The following is a 17,926-nucleotide window of genomic DNA, read 5'->3' on the forward strand; positions in this document are numbered from 1 at the left end:
AATGAAAAAGCTTAGAAAATTATTGGGTCTTGTATTAATTTTTCTAACATCATGCAGCTTACCGGGAATTGGTATGGATACAAATAATGATGTAATTGTAGCAACAGGATCAACAACTGAAAGGCAAATCTTAGGAAATATTGTTGCACAGATGATAAGACACTATACAGACTTAAATGTAGGAATTATATCCAACCTCGGATCAACAACTTTAATAAATGTAGCCATGATTAAAGGGGATCTCAATGTGAGCGGAGGAATGTATACAGGAACATCCCTAACTGGAGAACTTGGAATGAAGCCTATCAAAGATCCGGAAAAAGCACTAAAGACTGTGCAAGTGGAATATTTAAAAAGATATAATAGGAAGTGGTATCCATCTTTTGGATTTGCAAATACTTATGCTTTTATGGTGAAAAAAGATTTGGCACAAAAGTATGATTTAAAAAAAGTTTCGGATCTTGAAAAAATAAAAGACCAAATAAAAGTAGGTGTAGATACAGGTTGGATTAACAGACCTGGGGATGGATATAAGGGATTTCAAGAAATTTACGGTTTTTCCTTTAATAAGCTCTATCCCATGGAAATAAGTTTGGTATATACAGCTTTGGCTGAAAATGAGATGGATGTAGTTTTGGGTTATTCAACAGATGGAAGGATAAATACCTATGGACTTATTTTATTAGAAGATGACAAAAGGCTGTTTCCACCATATGATTGCTCACCTGTAGCCACAATTAAAATTTTAGAAAAACACAAAGAGCTCGATAGAATACTTTTAAAACTTGAAAATTCTATAGATTCTGAAACTATGCAAAAATTAAATAGGATAAGTGATGAAGATTTAGTTGAACCGGAAACCTTGGCGAAAAAATTTTTAGAAGAGCATAATTATTTTGAGGAGGATAAGAAATGAAAAATTTTTTAATTTATTATTTACAAAACTCTTCCTATATATTTGAACAGTTCATAAGGCATTTTTTAATTTCTTTTTATGGAGTTTTGTTTGCCTCAATCTTGTCAATACCCTTGGGATTTATTATTGCCAGGAAAGTGAAATTATCCGATTTTTTAATAGGGGTAGCAAACATTTTAGAAACAATACCATCATTGGCAATGCTTGCAATATTAATGTTTGCAATTGGGACAGGCCCTAATACCGTAGTGTTTGCAGTTTTTCTCTATGCAATTTTGCCCATTTTAAAAAATACTGTTGTAGGCATAACGTCTATACCCGAAAAATATATTGATGCAGCCAAGGGAATGGGAATGACATCAGGACAAAGAATTTTAAAAGTAGAAATACCATTATCTATGGCAATTATTATGGGAGGTATTAGAAACGCTCTTGTTCTCGCAATAGGAGTTACAGCTGTTGGAACATTTATTGGAGCAGGAGGTCTTGGAGATATTATTTCAAGAGGAATAAATGTTGCAAATGGAGGAGCGATTATAATTGCAGGAGCTGTTCCTACAGCTTTAATGGCAGTTGTCAGTGATTTTGTTTTAGGGATTATAGAAAACAAATTAATGCCAAAATCTGTTAAAAAAGTTAGTTAATAAAAAAGGAGTGTTACTGAATAGATAAATCTATTCAATTTAGTAACACTACCTTTTAATATTATTATTCTTCAACAGGTTCAAAATCTGATTTTTCAGCTCCACAAAGAGGACACACCCAATCTTCTGGTAAATTTTCAAAAGCTACCCCTGGTTCAATTCCACCGTCTTCGTCGCCAACTTCTGGATCGTAAATATATCCACACATTGTGCATTCGTATTTTTTCATATTATTCTCCTTTCAATATTAATAATTAGAAAAATTCAATAATTCCATTTCTAATTATATGGTTTATACCCATTAAAATAAAAAAAATAGAATAAATTAAAAAAAATTTAAAAAAACTTATCTTAAAATTGTGCAAAAAAATTTTTATACAAAGTTTAACAATTTGAAAGTGGGGTAAATATTTTACGATTAAAGATTAAGGATGATTGAGATGAATAACATGAATGTTATATATAGATTTGACGATTCTGTTACTAGCGATTTATTCTCTATAGAGCCCTTCGTAAAGGGAGCTGTTAGCGAATTAGAAAGTTTTATTGATGACAGGGATGCAATATTTGACATAAAATTAATTCTAAATGAGTTGGTAGTTAACGGAGCAATGCACGGAAATTGTAAAGATTGTTCCAAAAAAGTTCGTTTAAAAATGGTCATGGATAAAAAAAGTCTTATGATAATTGTTAAAGATGAAGGAGAGGGCATAGACTATGAATCTTTAAGAGATGACTGCAAATCGTGGGACTTCAACGGAAGGGGTTTATTTATCGTTGAAGCCTTGACTGATGAGCTTATCCTTCATGACAATGAGGTAATAGCTATAAAAAATTTATAATTCTCCTTTTTATATATCTTTAATCGAGTTTCATAATTTTTTAAAGACACCTAATTAATGGTGTTTTTTATTTGCCCAAATATCAGCTAGGGTATTTACAAGGATCATATAAATGTTATAAAAAGAAAAATATATACCTCCAATAGGTGCTGATATTGTGTCTATAGGAATTCTACCTGATATATTCCAAGGTATAAACATAGAATTAAGTAAGGCTGAATTTGACAAATTAAGGGCAAGTTTTTCTTTGTCTTCTATGTTTTCTCTACTCATTTCATAGGTTAGCATAATAGAAAGGGTTTGATTTGAAGAAAAACACGCAATAATTATTGACAAGATTTCCATTACAAAAAGTTGTGGGAATTTTTTATATAGACTGTTTACTGTCAATTTGATACTTTTTAATAGGTCAGTATTTTTGAATATACCGAAATAACCAGAAGATATGCCAACTATTAAGATAGCTTTAGCCATGGATATTACTCCACCACCATTTATTGATTTATCTGCATTTTCATTTACATACCCCAATAGAGTACTTCTAAGAATTTGGTTTAAGGACATATTTTGGAAAAAATATGCAAGAGAAATTGCAATTATTATAGATAATCCCATATTATATTTTAATGGAACTTTAAACATTGCTAAAATAATTATTAATATAGCTGGAATAGCTAAGATAATGTTAAAATTGAAATCACTCTTAATTGAAGATAAATCAACATTATGAATGGTTCCTAAGCTGTTCAAATTTAAAATTTGAAAAGTTGTTATAGTTAAAATTATAGGAATTATCGAGGTTTTTATCATATTTTTTATATTATTATAAAAATCTGTTTTTGTAATTGTAGCTATTAATAGAGCAGATGTTGACATTGGTGAGGTTCTATCACCGACAAAGCAACCTGAAATTATAGCACCAGCACTGAAATAGGGATTCATATTAATGGCATAGGAAAGAGTCATAGATATTATACCAGCGGTGGAAGATGTTCCAAAACTTGAACCAGTTAATAGGGAAACTGTTGCATTAAATAGGAAAATGCCAACATAAAAATACTTGGGAGAAATTATTTTTACTGCATTATAAATTATGTAAGAAATTGTGCCACAGGCTCTCCAAGTTCCAGTAATCATACCTATAAGTAAAAAAATAAAAAGCATAAGTTTGCATGTTGAAAATCCTTGATAAACAAAGTTTAAAGATTCTTTTAATTTATGACCTTTAATCAAACAGTAAATTATAAAAATTATTAAATTTGCCAGCAAGGCTAAAACTAAAGATATTTTTAAAACAATTGAACCTATTAAGACAATAATAAAAAGTAAAAGTACAAAGTTTTCAAGCATAATTTCCCCCATAATTAATCAAAAATTAAAATTAATTTAAGAATAATTTAATAATTATATATTATAATTTCACAAAAGCTTGTTGAAATTATTGTATAATAAAATTTAGACAAAATAAAGCATAAAGGAGATTGTATGATAAAAGTTAAGAATTTTTTTAGGTCAATAGGAAAATTTTTGTGGGCACACAAATTTCTTCTAATAATTCTTGTATTAGCCTTAGTATTTTTGATGGCATCTATGGTTAAGGGAATGTTTTTAAAGAAAAAAGGAACAGAAATTTCTTCAAACCAAGTTATTATCCTGAAAAAAGGTGACGTGGTTAATTCAATAAATGAAAATGGAAAAGTTGTTTCTTCAACAAGCACTGATATTTTTGCGGAAAAAGAATCACCTGTAAGTTCAATTAATGTTAAAGTTGGCGATGAGGTTAAAGAGGGAGATATAATTGCAACTCTAGATTCAAGTGTTATAGATGAAGAAATTGCAAAGAAAAAAGCTTCTGCAAGAGCTAATAATAAAACTGTAGGAGCAGGTATAGCCGCAGCTAAAAAAAGATTAGATGAAGCTGTAGAAAACAGATCTAATGGAACAAATGCAGGAATTGTAGCAGCAAAAGCAAGTGTTGAACAAAGTCTTGATGCTTATAAAAGCGCACAAAAAACCTATGAAGATTATAAAAATTCTTTGGAAAAGCAATATAATCCAGAAATTATTGGAGAAAAAAATTCCAGAGAAAATTTAGCCTATGGGGAAAAGAGTTCTCAATTAAAGTACAATCAACTTATTAACGATTTTTCAGATAACAAAAAGAAATCAAGTGAAAATAGAGTTCTGGCACAAGATTGTAACAGTAGAATTGATGCTATTCAAAGTAGGATTGATGATTTGACAAGAAAATCTACTGATATAGGCATAAGAATGAGTGATGTTCAAAATGACATATCTGATATTGGAAGTAAAGGTCAATCTAATAAGCAACAAGGTAGCGATGTTAACAAAAACGAAGCAAAAAAATTAGAAGATGATATTATATCAAAAAGGCAGGAATTAAATAGTTTAACTAGATACCAAGAAGAAATAAAAATAGAACTTTCTAAATTATCTGATGAACTTGCTAGTGCAAAATCTCAAAAGGAAAAATATACATCAGAAGCCGATGCTCTTGATAAAGAAATTGATAGTCAAAGAAAAAATCTTGACCAAATGTCAATTGATATAGAAAAAGCTCATGATGACTTAAAATCAGATGCTGATAAATCAATAAAGGCTTCTCAAGCACGTGATGATCAGCTAAAAACTTATAAACTTGCCATGGATACTGCAGAAAATTCCTATAAGGCAGCTCTTGTTTCATTAAAATCTGCACAAACATCAGCAGACAATGAAATTTCCATGTTAAGAGATGCACTAAATTCTGCAAATGCAAACTCTAACAATTTAGATGAAGTGGAACTTAAATACTTGAATGAAGAACTTGAAAAGACTAAAATTAGGGCCTTAAAAGATGGAACAATTACAAAAATTGATGCAAAAGAGGGAGAAGTGCCAAAATCAGCCATAGCAAGAATTGAAACAGTAAACAAATTAAAAATAGAATCCCTTATTAAAGAATATAATGTTAAAGATGTAAAAATAGGGACAAAAGTAATCATTACATCGGATGCTCTTTCTGATGAAGAATTTGAAGGAAGGGTAAGTTTTATCAATCCAACTCCTGAAGATTTAGACCCCAACAGTCAATCAAAAGATGTTAATTACAAAACAGAAATTGATATTTCAAAAGAAGACTCAGAAAAATTATCGCCAGGCATGAGTTTAAGGGTTAAATATATTTTATCTGAAGAAGAAGATACCTACCATGTTCCTACGACTGCAATTTTTAATAGAGATGGAAGAGATTATGTTTTGGCATTAAAAAAAGATGGAAATAACACCTACAAGATTGCAAATGTAGAGGTAAAAAAAGGACTTGAAAATGACTTTGAAACTGCAATAAAAGGCAAGGACTTAAAAAGGGATATGAAAGTTCTTTCTAATACTCAAGGATATGGAGAGGGACAAATAATTAATATATCAGAGAAGGCTGAAAACGAAGAAGAAAATAAAGAAAATTTAGAAAATAAAAATGGAGAATAGGATGACTAAACTTATTGAAATGAAAGAAATTAAAAAATCTTTCAATATAGGCAAAGAAAATGAGCTTGAAATTCTTCATGGCATAAATTTACAAGTAAATGCTGGGGAATTTGTATCAATAGTCGGTCAATCTGGTTCAGGAAAATCTACTTTAATGAATATAATAGGTCTTTTAGATAGGCAGACCACTGGCATATATTCCCTAAATGGTGTGGATATAAAATCATTAAATGATGTAGAGCTTTCTTCATATAGATCAAAGAAAATTGGTTTTGTATTTCAAAATTTCAATCTGATTCCAAGATCAAATGCCCTTAAAAATGTAGAACTCCCCATGCTTTATGCTAAAGTTTCTAGAAAAGAAAGAGAAGAAAGAGCGAAAATACTTTTGGAAGCTGTGGATATGAAAGAGAGAATGAGTCATGCACCATCAGAACTTTCAGGAGGACAGAAGCAAAGAGTAGCTATAGCTAGAGCCATGGCAAATGATCCGGATATTATTCTTGCAGATGAACCTACAGGTGCCTTAGATTCTGAAACGGGTAGACAGGTTATGGATTTATTTCACAAACTAAATGAAGAGGAAAAAAGAACTATAGTTGTAATAACGCATAACTTGGAACTTGCCGAGGAAGCCGACAGAATTTATAGGATGAAAGACGGAATGTTGGAGGAAGCATAATGGATTTTTTTGAAACTTTAAGACTTTCTTTAGAAGGCTTGCGTGCCAATAAAATGAGGTCTTTTCTAACCATGCTTGGAATAATTATTGGTATAGGTTCAGTTATAGGTATAACTACAATTGGTCATGCCATGACAAAATCTGTCAATAAAGCATTTGATTCTATAGGAAATACTGCTGTTGAGATTTCTATAGTTCCTGATGAACCCAAATATTCTTGGGAAGATATTAGATATGAAGATGGATTATCGGTAGATATGTTAAAAGACTTAAAAGAAAATTTATCAGATATTGTCAAAGATTACTCTATATATGGTGCAGGTGGTTCAGGCAAAATAAATCAGGGAGATAAATCCATAAATGTAGATATAAATTCTACAACAAGCGGAAGTCAATATATTCAAAAAATAGATATGATTGGTGGAAGATTTTTAACTGATGAAGATAATACGAGGTCAAAATATGTGGCTGTAATTTCTGATAAAGTTGTAGATAAAATTTTTAATGGAGATATACAAAGTGCTTTAGGTTCTGAAATAAAAGTTAAAAAAGCAGATAAGTTATTAGTTTTGACAGTTGTAGGAGTTTACAAGTGGGAAAAGATAGAAGTCGGAGTTTTTGGAGGTTCTGGAGATACTTCAAAGATTTATATTCCTTATAATGTGGGTGAGAGAGAAATAAATGGTTGGGTGAGTGATTATTTTTCTTATGCAGCCTTTGTTTTACAAAATTCTGATAATGTAGAGGAAGATTGTCAAAGTGTGAGTACCTATTTAAAAAATAAATATTTTTCTAAAAATGATAGGGTAAAAATAGACACAAATTCTGCCGTATCTCAAATGAAACAGATGACATCAACAATGGATTCTTTACAGATTGCCATATCAGCTATTGCTGCTATATCATTACTTGTAGGCGGTATTGGAGTTATGAATATTTTACTTGTTTCTGTGACAGAAAGAACAAGAGAAATAGGAATAAGAAAAGCCCTTGGAGCCACAAGAAATGATATAAGATTTCAATTTATTACAGAATCTGTAATAATTTGTATAGTTGGTGGAATTTTTGGTATATTTTTAGGTGGAGTCTTGGGCATTATAGGCTCATCTTTACTCAAGATGAGGTCCTTGCCATCTATAACATCAGTTGTTGTTGCAGTTGGTTTTTCAATGCTTATTGGAATTTTCTTCGGATATTATCCTGCAAATAAAGCCGCAAAGCTTGATCCTATAGAAGCTTTAAGATATGAATAATTTATGATAAAAATTAAAATATTGTATGGATTTTAAGATAATTAATTTCCATGCAATTTTTTTATTTATCAATTTAAAAAATCAATAAAATTAAATAAATATTGGGTATATAAAATTCAAGCTCAAATAATATAAAAATTATTAAATTTATAAATTACTATTGGAAGAAGTGATGATTAAATGAATTCCGATTTTCTTGAAAAAAATGGAGTTATAAATTATATTTCAGGAAAGGAAATGTCTTTTAGAACTCAAAAAGAAGGAAATAAAGTTAAATCTTATGCACAAGATATTATAAAAAAATTAAAAATTAATCCTTATGAAATATACTCATGTAGACAGATGCACACCGATAATATTTGCTATGCCTCAGGGGAAAATGGTGATGATTATTTTTATGGTAAATATTTTGATAATACAGATGCACTAATTACTGATAAAAAGAATATAGGGCTTTTAATAAAATTTGCAGACTGTACTCCTGTTGTATTATATGATAAGTCTAAAAAAGTACTTTCTATTATTCATTCAGGCTGGAGAGGATCAAGCAAAAAAATTGTTGAAAAAACTTTAATAAAGATGGAAAAAGATTTTTCTTGTCAAAGAGAAAGCATAATAGGTTTTATTGGACCGACAATTGACCAAGAAAATTATGAGGTTGGAGAAGAAGTATATGATGCTTTTAAATCTTTTAAAAATAGGGACAGTTTCTTTAAATATAGGAATGAAAAGTTTTATTTGTCTTTAATTTCTGCTAATTTGGACCTATTAACTGAACAAGGTCTTATTAGAGAAAATATTAAGATTTCTCAAAAGTCTACTTTTTTGACAGAAAGCCTACATTCTGCTAGACGTGATAAGGAAAATTATGGTCTAAATTCTATGTTTGTTATGATGAAAAAATAAAAATAATATTGGAATAGTTTTAAATTTAAAAGGCAAGGGGAAAATACTCCTTGTTTTTTTATTTGAATAATTTTTGAATATAAAGTTATTTTTGCTATGTAGATATAAAAAATTTATCTTATAATATTAACGATAAATAATATCATTTATAAGGAGGTTTATTTTGAAATTATACAGGAAGCTATTTGCATATATGCCTGAGAAAAAAATACAAGGCATTTTGGCTGTTTTATTTACACTTATAGGAACGTGTATGCTATTTTTTGCATATTATCTGATATGGACCCTATTAAGAGATGTATTTATTGGCACTACAATAAGTGATGCAAAAAAAAGAGCAGTTGTGATTTTAATTTTATTTATTTGTCATGGACTTATTTATTTCTTAGGACTTTGGATGAGTCATTTGGCTGGATTTAGGTTAGAAACAAGGCTTAGAGAAAAAGGTATAAAAAATCTCTTAAAAGCATCACAGAGTTTTTATGACACACACAAGTCTGGTGAAGTCAGAAAAATTATTGATAACAATGTGGAACAAACTCATATGATTGTTGCCCATTTGATACCGGACCAAACTGCAGCTTTAATCACTCCAATTTTTATGGCTATCCTTGCCTTTTACTTAGATATTTCTCTAGGTATTTTCTTTCTAGTTATTGTTGGATTATCTTTTTTCTTATTTACAAAAATGGTGGGAAATATGGAATTTATGGATGCTTATATGAAAAAAGGTGATGAACTAAATGCAGGTGCAGTTGAGTATGTGCGTGGGATGCCTGTTGTAAAAATTTTCAATGCACCCATAGTTGGCTTCAGAAGTCTTTATGAAAATATTATCGGCTACAGGGATATGGTTTATGCATACTCTATGTCTTGCAGGATTTCCTATGTAAGTTTTCAATGGCTTTTAAATATCTTTATAGTTTTACCGATTTTTTTAGCTGCCTTTAAAGTTGCTGGAGGAGCAGATCCGAGACTTTGGTCTATTAAGGTTTTATTCTTCACTTTATTTATGGGAATATTTTTCTCTAATATGATGAAGATAATGTATGTTTTCATGTATATATATCAAGCAAATTCAGCAGTAGACAATTTAGAAAATTTATTTACTGAAATGGAAGAAAAATCTATAGATTTTGGAAGCTTAAAGGAAATGAAAAATCATTTTATAGAATTTAAAAATGTGGACTTTTCTTATGATAAAAATACTAAAATTTTATCAGATTTTTCTCTTAAACTTGAAGAAAATAAAGTTTATGCCCTTGTCGGAGCATCTGGCTCAGGTAAATCTACCATAGGAAAATTAATATCTGGACTTTATCCAGTTGATAAGGGACAAATATTAATAGGTGGAGAAAAAATACAGAACTATGATAAAAACTTTCTCATGGATAATATTGGCATAGTTTTTCAAAACCCTAAATTATTTGCAGATATTTCAATTTATGAAAATGTGAAACTTGCAAAAAAAGATGCAAGTAAGGCTCAAGTAATTGAGGCTCTCAAGTTAGCAAGGTGCAACGAATTTATTGGAAAGTTTAAGGATGGATATGATGCTGTTATTGGTTCAGAAGGAATTAATCTCTCAGGAGGAGAAATTCAAAGGATCTCTATTGCTAGGGTATTCTTAAAAAATCCAAAAATTATTATTCTTGATGAAGCTTCAGCAGCTGCTGATCCGGAAAATGAATATGAATTACAAAGAGCCTTTAAAGATTTAATTAAAAATAGGACTGTCATTATGATAGCACACAGACTTTCTTCTATTCGTGGAGTTGATGAAATTCTTGTAGTAGAGGATGGCAGAGTGATAGAAAGAGGAAGTCATGAAAAACTTATGAAAGTTTGCGGATCTTATAAGAAATACGTAAATCTTTATGAATCTGCTAACGAATGGAGGGTAAATGAATGAAAAATTATTTGAAAAATAGATACGCTCTTACAGACAAGGGAGCAAAAGGAACAGTTGTTGCTATTATCTATTCCACATTAAAAAGTCTATCCTTTATGATGCCAATTATTCTTCTGATGTATGTTTTAAATGGACTGCTTGGTTTTGGAAATTTTGATATAAAAATTGCCGGTATTTTATTTATTGTAATAGGTATTTTTATGGCGTTTGTAATTAATAAAGACTACATTACTACCTATAATGAAACTTATAAAGAATCAGCAAACCTTAGGATTGAAATTGCACAAATAATAAAAAATTTGCCCTTATCTTTTTATTCAAGGACAGATTTAACTGATCTATCCCAAACAATAATGAAAGATGTTGAGGCTGTGGAACATTCACTGTCCCATGCTGTGCCAGGTTTTTTCGGTTTTATTTTTAACTTTATAATCATTGGAGCCATGCTTTTAATTGGAAATATAAAGTTGGGACTTGCAATTATTATCCCTGTTCTTCTTTCAATGGTATTTAATTTTTTGTCCAAAAAAATTCAAGTATCTGCAACGAAAAAATATTATATAGAAAAAAGAAAGTCTTCAAAAATATTTCAAGAACTGATAGATCTTTCAACAGAAATTAAATCTTATAATTTAACTAAGGATAAGGGAGATTATGCCACTGATTTCGTAAAAAAATTAGAAAAAGGACATATTTTAACAGAACTTGGTCAAGTTATACCTGTTTCAATAGCTGATGTAGTAGCAAATCTTTCTTTAGGGCTTGTAATATTAATAGGTTTAATAGAATTAAATAAAGGAAATATAAATATACTTTATTTTGCTGCTTATCTTTTTGCTGCGGCAAGAATGATTGATGGCGTAGCAGCTTTTAACCAATATTATGCTGAACTGATGTATATTGATGGTCCAATTGAAAAGATTAAAGCATTAAGGACAGAAAAAGTGCAAGAGGGAGAAAAAGAAGAATTTAACTCCTTTGATATTTTAGGAGAAGATGTTGAATTTTCTTATTTAGAAGATAAAAAAATAATAGATGGAATATCTTTTAAGGCTCTTCAAGGAAAGATCACTGCATTGGTAGGGCCATCAGGTTGTGGAAAAACAACAGTTTTAAGACTTGTGTCAAGATTATATGATATTGATAGGGGAAAAATTTCAATAGACAATAAAGATATAAATAGATCAAGAACCCAAGATTTATTTAAACATATATCCATGGTGTTTCAAGATGTAGTCCTATTTGATGGAAGTGTAATGGAAAATATCAGAATAGGAAATATGGATGCAAGTGATGAAGAAGTTATAGAAGCGGCAAGGCTTGCCAACTGTCAAGAATTTGTAGACAAACTTCCAAAAGCTTATGACACAAATATCGGAGAAAATGGGTCAAAATTATCTGGAGGAGAAAGACAAAGAATCTCAATAGCAAGAGCATTTTTAAAAAATGCAGAGATAATTCTTTTAGATGAAATTGCAGCATCTTTAGATGTACAAAATGAAAAATATATTCAAGAATCTTTAAATAAATTGACTAAAGATAAAACTGTGATGATAATTTCTCACAGACCCAGGTCCATAGAAAAAGTCGATCAAATAATAGTTATGAATGATGGCAAAATTGAAGCAGCAGGAAGTCATGATGAGTTATTAAAAAAATCAAAGACTTATAAGAAGATGATAGAGTATTCAAAAAAGTCTGAGGAATTTGTATATTAAGGAGAAAAAAATAAAAAAACGCACGGCTATCTTATGTTGTGTTTATGATTTTTGGAGCATCAAATCTTTTACCGATATTTTTGGCAGGAGATGCTTATATAAATTCTATGATTATATGCTATTTATTTTTGCTATTATTTTAATATTTTTAACTAGTAAATAATGCTAATTAAATATAGAATTAAATAAAAAATAATCGATGGAAGAGATGAAATTTCAAATAAGGAGTGTCTATAATTATGGTAAGTATAATAAATTTATTGAATTGAAATTACATTGGGATCTTAATTTTTATAGGGATTGTTATTTTTGCATATTCTATATTGACTTCTGATAAAACAAACAAAAAATATTTGGGTAAGATACTGGGATGCTTAATTATCATTATTGGGTGTATATGTTTGTATATTAATAATTAAATTAATTTAAAGCATAGAATATAAAAAAATTGTAATTCTTGATGAACCAACATCGGGTCTTTGTCACAAAAATATGATTAATTTAATAAAAATTTTAAAGAAAATGAAAGAGCAAAATAAAATTATTATAATAATCACACATGATTATGAATTTATAAAAATGGCTGGTGGAAATGTGGTGGAATTTGTAGATGAAAAGAAAAGGAATTGAAAGTTGGGGCTTTAAAATATTAACTACTGAAGATGCAGATATTTTATATTTTAAGCATCTTGATTTTGCAGATAATAGGATTACTTCTTATAGGTTATTTCCTGGTGTCTATATAATGTTTATTGATTTTAAACACAAATACAATGCCAAGGATTCTGAATATGGTGGCAGGTATGGTTACAGGATTGGATATTCTTATGAGGGAAATTATTACACCTATATAAATAAAAATAAAGTCCTAATAACAAGAGAGATTTTTGTGGGCAAATATATACCTAAGGCAAAAGAATCTTATTCAACCAGTGATAGGACTATTGCCTTTAATATTTCTATTGTTCCCAAAGAATTAGAAAAAGATTTTTACTATTATACATTTATTGAAGAATTTATAAGGATAGTTGAGGGGACCAAGGATATAGGTTATATCATTTCAGATGAAAAAATAATATATAGGGCTAATGAACTTATAGAAATTCTAAAAAATAAAGACAAGAAGTTAATATGTCTTAAAACCCTTGAACTGATCTATTTAATATCCAAGAAAAAATTATCAGATAATAGGAAAAAATATTACAAGAAAGATTTGCAAGATGATATAAATAAAATAGAAGAATATTTAAGGTTAAATATTTCTGAGAAAATTAATTTAGATTTTCTTTCAAAAAATTTTAAAATATCTAAGACAAATTTGAACAACAAATTCATTAGAAAATTTCAGTACACGCCAATGAGGTATCTAAATAATTTGAGAATGATTGAGGCGGAAAAACTTCTAATAGATTTAGAAAAAGAGATTACAGATATTGCTCAAGATGTTGGTTTTTCTAATCCATCGAACTTTTCTAGATCTTTTAAAAAATTTACAGGACTTAGCCCTAGCGAATACAGGAAAAATAATATATGATAAAAAATGACTTTACATAATAAAAAAATATTGTGTAAAGTTATTTTTTATTTACATAATTTAAAAATAGATAAATGGGTATTATATAAAATATTAGAAAATTATAAAGAAATTCTATAATTCAAGGGATTTTATTTAAAATGTTGTAATAATATTAGTTTAGTAAAGTCTTTTTTAAGACTTATTTTTTTATGTTTTTTAACTTATGTAAGGAGTTTAAATGGATAATATTAATTGGTATGAGCTTAGTAAAGATGAAAGTTTTGAAAAATTGTCCTCTTCAACTTTAGGTTTAAAAGAAGATGAGGCTAGAAAAAGGCTAGAAAAGTATGGACCTAATGCCCTGAAAAAGGAAGAAAAGAAACCGCTTATTGAAAAATTAAAGGACCAATTTTTTGATCCCATGATTATTATATTAATTGTTGCTGCTATTTTTTCTGCCTTTTCAGGAGAAAAACTTGATTCATTTATTATTGTTGCTATAGTTATTGTAAATGCCATTCTGTCAATTTATCAAGAAGGAAAGGCTGAAGAAGCCATTGCATCTTTGCAAAAAATGTCAACACCTAAGGCAAAAGTCCTAAGAGATGGTAAAGAAATTCAGATTGATTCTGAAAAAATTGTTCCAGGAGATATTGTTATTTTAGAAACAGGAGATATTATACCTGCTGATTTAAGATTAATTGAATCTAATAATTTAAAGGTCGATGAATCATCTCTTACTGGCGAATCTGTCCCAGTCGATAAAGATTCTGAAAAAGTTTTTAATGATTATACAGAACTTGGAGATAGGGTTAATCTTTGTTTTTCTTCAACTATTGTATCTTATGGTAGAGCAAAGGGTATGGTTATAGGAACAGGATATGATACAGAGATAGGAAATATTGCATCATCTATTACAAGCTTAGATAGGGAAGAAACACCTTTACAAAAAAAGCTCGCAGGCTTATCTAAATCTTTGGGAATTTTAGTTATTGGCATTTGTATAATTGTTTTAGTGGTGGGACTTTTATACAAGCACGAACTTAAAGAGATGTTTTTAACTTCTATTTCTTTAGCTGTGGCAGCTGTTCCTGAAGGACTTCCGGCAATAGTTACAATAGTTTTATCTATTGGAATGGGAAAAATGGCTCAAAAAAATGCAATAGTTAAAAAACTTTTAGCTGTTGAAACTTTAGGGACGACTACTGTAATATGTTCAGATAAAACTGGAACCTTAACTCAAAATGAAATGACGGTTAGAAAAGTTTTTGTAGATGATAAGATATTTGATGTTTCAGGAACAGGTTATATGCCTAAAGGAGAAATTTCTCATAAAGGAGAAAAAATATCCTTATCAGATGAAGAAAATTTATATATACTTTCTTCCATAGCATCTTTGACAAATGATGCAAGACTTAATTATGATAATAATAAGGTAGATTTTATTGGCGACCCCACAGAAGTAGCTTTATTAACCTTTACTGAAAAGATAGGAAATTCCATTGATGACTTAAAAGAAGATTTTCCTAGAATTGCAGAGATACCCTTTGACTCTGATAGAAAAATGATGACAACTTTTCACGAAAACTTTTTTGAAGGAAAAGTTTCTTCATTTACAAAGGGAGCTGCCGATATAGTTTTATCTAAGTGCCATAAAATTTTTCTTAATGGAGAAATTCAGGATCTAACTGATGAAATGAGAGAGGAAATTTTAACAAAAAATAAAAGTTTTGCTAAAGAAGCCCTAAGAGTTTTATCTTATGCATTTAGAAACTATAATGAAATGCCCAAAGATTTAACGAGCCAAAGCATAGAAAAAGATATGATTTTTGTTGGTCTAAGTGGGATGATAGACCCGGCAAGACCTGAAGTTAAAGACTCTATCAACAAATGTAAGAGTGCAGGAATTTCTACATTTATGATTACGGGAGATTATCTTGAAACAGGACTTGCAATTGCAAAAGAATTAGGAATCGCCTACTCAGAAGACCAAGCAGTTAGTGGAAAAGATTTAAAGGGTTTATCTGATGAAGAATTTAGAAAACTTGTTAAAGAAAAAAGAGTTTACACAAGAGTTTCACCAGAGAATAAAGTTCAAATTGTTAAGGCATTAAAGGAGAACGGACAAATAGTAGCTATGACTGGTGATGGTGTTAACGATGCTCCGGCAATAAAAAAAGCAGATATTGGTATAGCTATGGGTATAACTGGAACAGATGTTGCAAAAAATACAGCCGAAGTTATTTTGACTGATGATAATTTTGCTACTATTGTAAATGCAGTTGAAGAAGGAAGAATTATTTATTCCAATATTAAAAAATTTGTGGGATATTTACTTTCATGCAATATAGGAGAAGTTTTAATTGTATTTATTTCAATTATTCTTAATCTGCCTGTGCCTTTAATTCCAATTCAACTTTTGTGGTTAAATCTTGTAACAGATTCTTTTCCTGCTTTGGCACTTGGCGTTGAAAAAGGTGAGGATGATATTATGGATAAGCCACCGAGAGAAGTTGATGAATCAATCGTTGATAGAAATTTAAAAATAACTGTTGCAATTCAATCTATTGCTATAACTTGTGGGACTTTAGTATCTTATATAGTAGGATTAAATTGGTTTGGAACAAGTGGTCATGGATTAGAGATGGCAAGGTCTATGGCATTTACAACTCTCATACTTTCAGAACTTTTAAGGTCTTATTCAGCAAGGTCTGTAGATAAAACAATTTTCCAAATAGGAATATTTTCAAATAAAAGTTTATTTATGGCGACACTTTTTTCATTCTTACTAATGATTGCTGTAATTTATATACCATTTTTATCAAGTGCTTTTAAGCTGGTAGATTTAGATTTAAGAGAATGGGCAGTAGTTTTAATAAGTGCTTTCTTCCCCCTTGTTATAGGAGAAGTGCAAAAAGTTTTAAGATTTAAAAGTAAATAATTTTATAATAAATAAGTCTTTGCTGATGCAAAGACTTTATTTTTCATTTAGAATGTCCATAACAATTTTCATGTCAACATCCTCTATTGATTTTACAGACCAAGTTGGATTTTCATCTTTATCTATCATTGTAGCCCTAATTCCTTCGGCTACATCACCATTATCGGTAGCGTAATTTAAAATATGAAGGTCAAGGTCTATTGTTTGTTCTGCAGATAAATTTTTACACATAAAATATTTTTCAAATTGAACATTAAGCATTAAAGGTGATCGGATTTTTAAATTGTGATAATTTTTATATGCAAAAGAGTCATCAAAATTATCTTTTAAGTCATAATATATTTCTTTTACACTATTTTTAGAAAAATATTTTTCAATTTTATCCATATTTTGAGATATATAGGTATTTCTAATAGGTAAGTTATAATTCTTTGATGCTTCTTTGAATTTTTCAATAATTTTATCTTGCGGATTTTCCTTAGCTACTTTAAATAATTCTCTTATCAATTTTTGATAATTATCGCTTCTGCAAAATATATGAGAAAAATTATATCTCATCAGATCAGATGCTTCTAGGATAGCTCCAGTAAGACCAACATATTGACCTAGAGCTTGAGGAAGTGTGGAAATATTTTTTCCAACAGATACATCAGGCACAAAGCCAAGTTTTGTTTCGGGCATTGCCCATTTTGTTGTTTCATCTGTGATAATTATATCAGAATGAATACTAAGTCCAACTCCTCCACCCATAACAATACCAAACCAGTGACTTATAATTGGTTTTTTATAGGACATTATATATTTATCTAAAAGAACCTCTTTACTAAAAAATTCATGTTTATTTAAGCAGGAAGGATTTGTCAAAAAAGCCTCATAGAATTCTTTTAAATCTCCACCTGAACAAAATCCTCTTTGACATGCTGCATCAAAAAGAATTACTTTTACATCAGATAAATTTTCCCATTCTTTTAAAGTTTCTTCTATATCAATGAACATTTCATAATTTAAAGCGTTTATTTTATCTTCTCTATTTAATGTAATAATTCCTACATTATCTTTAATTTCTTTAATAATCATTTAATCACCCAAAATAAGAATATTTTAGAT

At 29.3% G+C, this 17,926-nt stretch carries 14 protein-coding genes and 1 pseudogene; 12 read left to right on the top strand and 3 right to left on the bottom strand.

The features are described 5' to 3' along the window. Position 1: 1 nt before the first annotated feature. Both F594_RS0106645 and F594_RS0106650 read left to right on the top strand, forming a co-directional pair. Positions 2–916 carry an osmoprotectant ABC transporter substrate-binding protein gene (locus F594_RS0106645; RefSeq protein ID WP_009345813.1) on the top strand — a complete coding sequence of 305 codons (915 nt, stop codon included), beginning with the start codon at positions 2–4 and terminating at the stop codon, positions 914–916. Further along, positions 913–1,560 (top strand): ABC transporter permease, encoded by a 648-nt coding sequence (locus tag F594_RS0106650; RefSeq protein ID WP_009345817.1) that lies wholly within the window; start codon positions 913–915, stop codon positions 1,558–1,560. Before F594_RS0106645 ends, F594_RS0106650 begins: the two co-directional genes overlap by 4 nt. A 64-nt stretch (positions 1,561–1,624) precedes the next feature. Here the strand turns inward: F594_RS0106650 and rd are convergent, their stop codons facing one another. Next, positions 1,625–1,789 carry a rubredoxin gene (gene rd, locus F594_RS0106655; protein ID WP_009345840.1) on the bottom strand — a complete coding sequence of 55 codons (165 nt, stop codon included), beginning with the start codon at positions 1,787–1,789 and terminating at the stop codon, positions 1,625–1,627. 211 nt (positions 1,790–2,000) lie between these two features. On the opposite strand from rd, the gene F594_RS0106660 reads away from it, so the two are divergent. Next, on the top strand, positions 2,001–2,402 hold the full coding sequence (locus tag F594_RS0106660; protein ID WP_019035006.1) for an ATP-binding protein: 402 nt from the start codon (positions 2,001–2,003) through the stop codon (positions 2,400–2,402). 54 nt (positions 2,403–2,456) lie between these two features. Here the strand turns inward: F594_RS0106660 and F594_RS0106665 are convergent, their stop codons facing one another. Further along, positions 2,457–3,752: a Na+/H+ antiporter NhaC family protein gene (locus F594_RS0106665; protein ID WP_019035007.1), complete on the bottom strand. Its 1,296-nt coding sequence runs from the start codon at positions 3,750–3,752 to the stop codon at positions 2,457–2,459. Positions 3,753–3,887: 135 nt separating this feature from the next. Here F594_RS0106665 and F594_RS0106670 point away from each other — a divergent pair, with 135 nt between their 5' ends. The 9 genes and pseudogenes from F594_RS0106670 to F594_RS0106710 all read left to right on the top strand — a co-directional run bounded on the left by F594_RS0106670 (position 3,888) and on the right by F594_RS0106710 (position 16,819). Continuing rightward, complete coding sequence (locus F594_RS0106670; protein ID WP_019035008.1) at positions 3,888–5,891, top strand: efflux RND transporter periplasmic adaptor subunit; 2,004 nt, start codon at positions 3,888–3,890, stop codon at positions 5,889–5,891. Position 5,892: 1 nt separating this feature from the next. Further along, complete coding sequence (locus F594_RS0106675) at positions 5,893–6,573, top strand: ABC transporter ATP-binding protein (RefSeq protein WP_019035009.1); 681 nt, start codon at positions 5,893–5,895, stop codon at positions 6,571–6,573. Next, a complete protein-coding gene (locus tag F594_RS0106680; protein ID WP_019035010.1) occupies positions 6,573–7,826 on the top strand; it encodes an ABC transporter permease in 1,254 nt (417 codons plus the stop codon). The genes F594_RS0106675 and F594_RS0106680 overlap by 1 nt, the downstream gene beginning before the upstream one ends. 180 nt (positions 7,827–8,006) lie before the next feature. Beyond that, entirely contained in the window at positions 8,007–8,732 is a 726-nt protein-coding gene (gene pgeF, locus F594_RS0106685; RefSeq protein ID WP_019035011.1) for a peptidoglycan editing factor PgeF, read from the top strand. A 163-nt stretch (positions 8,733–8,895) separates the two neighbouring features. Beyond that, positions 8,896–10,644: an ABC transporter ATP-binding protein gene (locus F594_RS0106690; protein WP_019035012.1), complete on the top strand. Its 1,749-nt coding sequence runs from the start codon at positions 8,896–8,898 to the stop codon at positions 10,642–10,644. Beyond that, entirely contained in the window at positions 10,641–12,362 is a 1,722-nt protein-coding gene (locus F594_RS0106695; RefSeq protein WP_019035013.1) for an ABC transporter ATP-binding protein, read from the top strand. The genes F594_RS0106690 and F594_RS0106695 overlap by 4 nt, the downstream gene beginning before the upstream one ends. Positions 12,363–12,803: 441 nt before the next feature. Next, positions 12,804–12,992 (top strand): annotated as a pseudogene (locus F594_RS09650) (ABC transporter ATP-binding protein); the annotation flags it as partial. Beyond that, on the top strand, positions 12,973–13,896 hold the full coding sequence (locus tag F594_RS0106705) for an AraC family transcriptional regulator (protein WP_019035015.1): 924 nt from the start codon (positions 12,973–12,975) through the stop codon (positions 13,894–13,896). The pseudogene F594_RS09650 and the gene F594_RS0106705, both read left to right, overlap by 20 nt. A gap of 220 nt (positions 13,897–14,116) precedes the next feature. Continuing rightward, positions 14,117–16,819, top strand: coding sequence for a calcium-translocating P-type ATPase, SERCA-type (locus tag F594_RS0106710; protein ID WP_019035016.1), 2,703 nt, complete (start codon positions 14,117–14,119; stop codon positions 16,817–16,819). A 36-nt stretch (positions 16,820–16,855) separates the two neighbouring features. Here F594_RS0106710 and F594_RS0106715 read toward each other — a convergent pair whose 3' ends face one another. Continuing rightward, on the bottom strand, positions 16,856–17,896 hold the full coding sequence (locus tag F594_RS0106715) for an enoyl-CoA hydratase/isomerase family protein (protein WP_019035017.1): 1,041 nt from the start codon (positions 17,894–17,896) through the stop codon (positions 16,856–16,858). Positions 17,897–17,926 lie beyond the last annotated feature (30 nt).

It is taken from the genome of Peptoniphilus lacrimalis DSM 7455 (genome assembly GCF_000378725.1).
Taxonomy (GTDB): Bacteria; Bacillota; Clostridia; order Tissierellales; family Peptoniphilaceae; genus Peptoniphilus_A; species Peptoniphilus_A lacrimalis.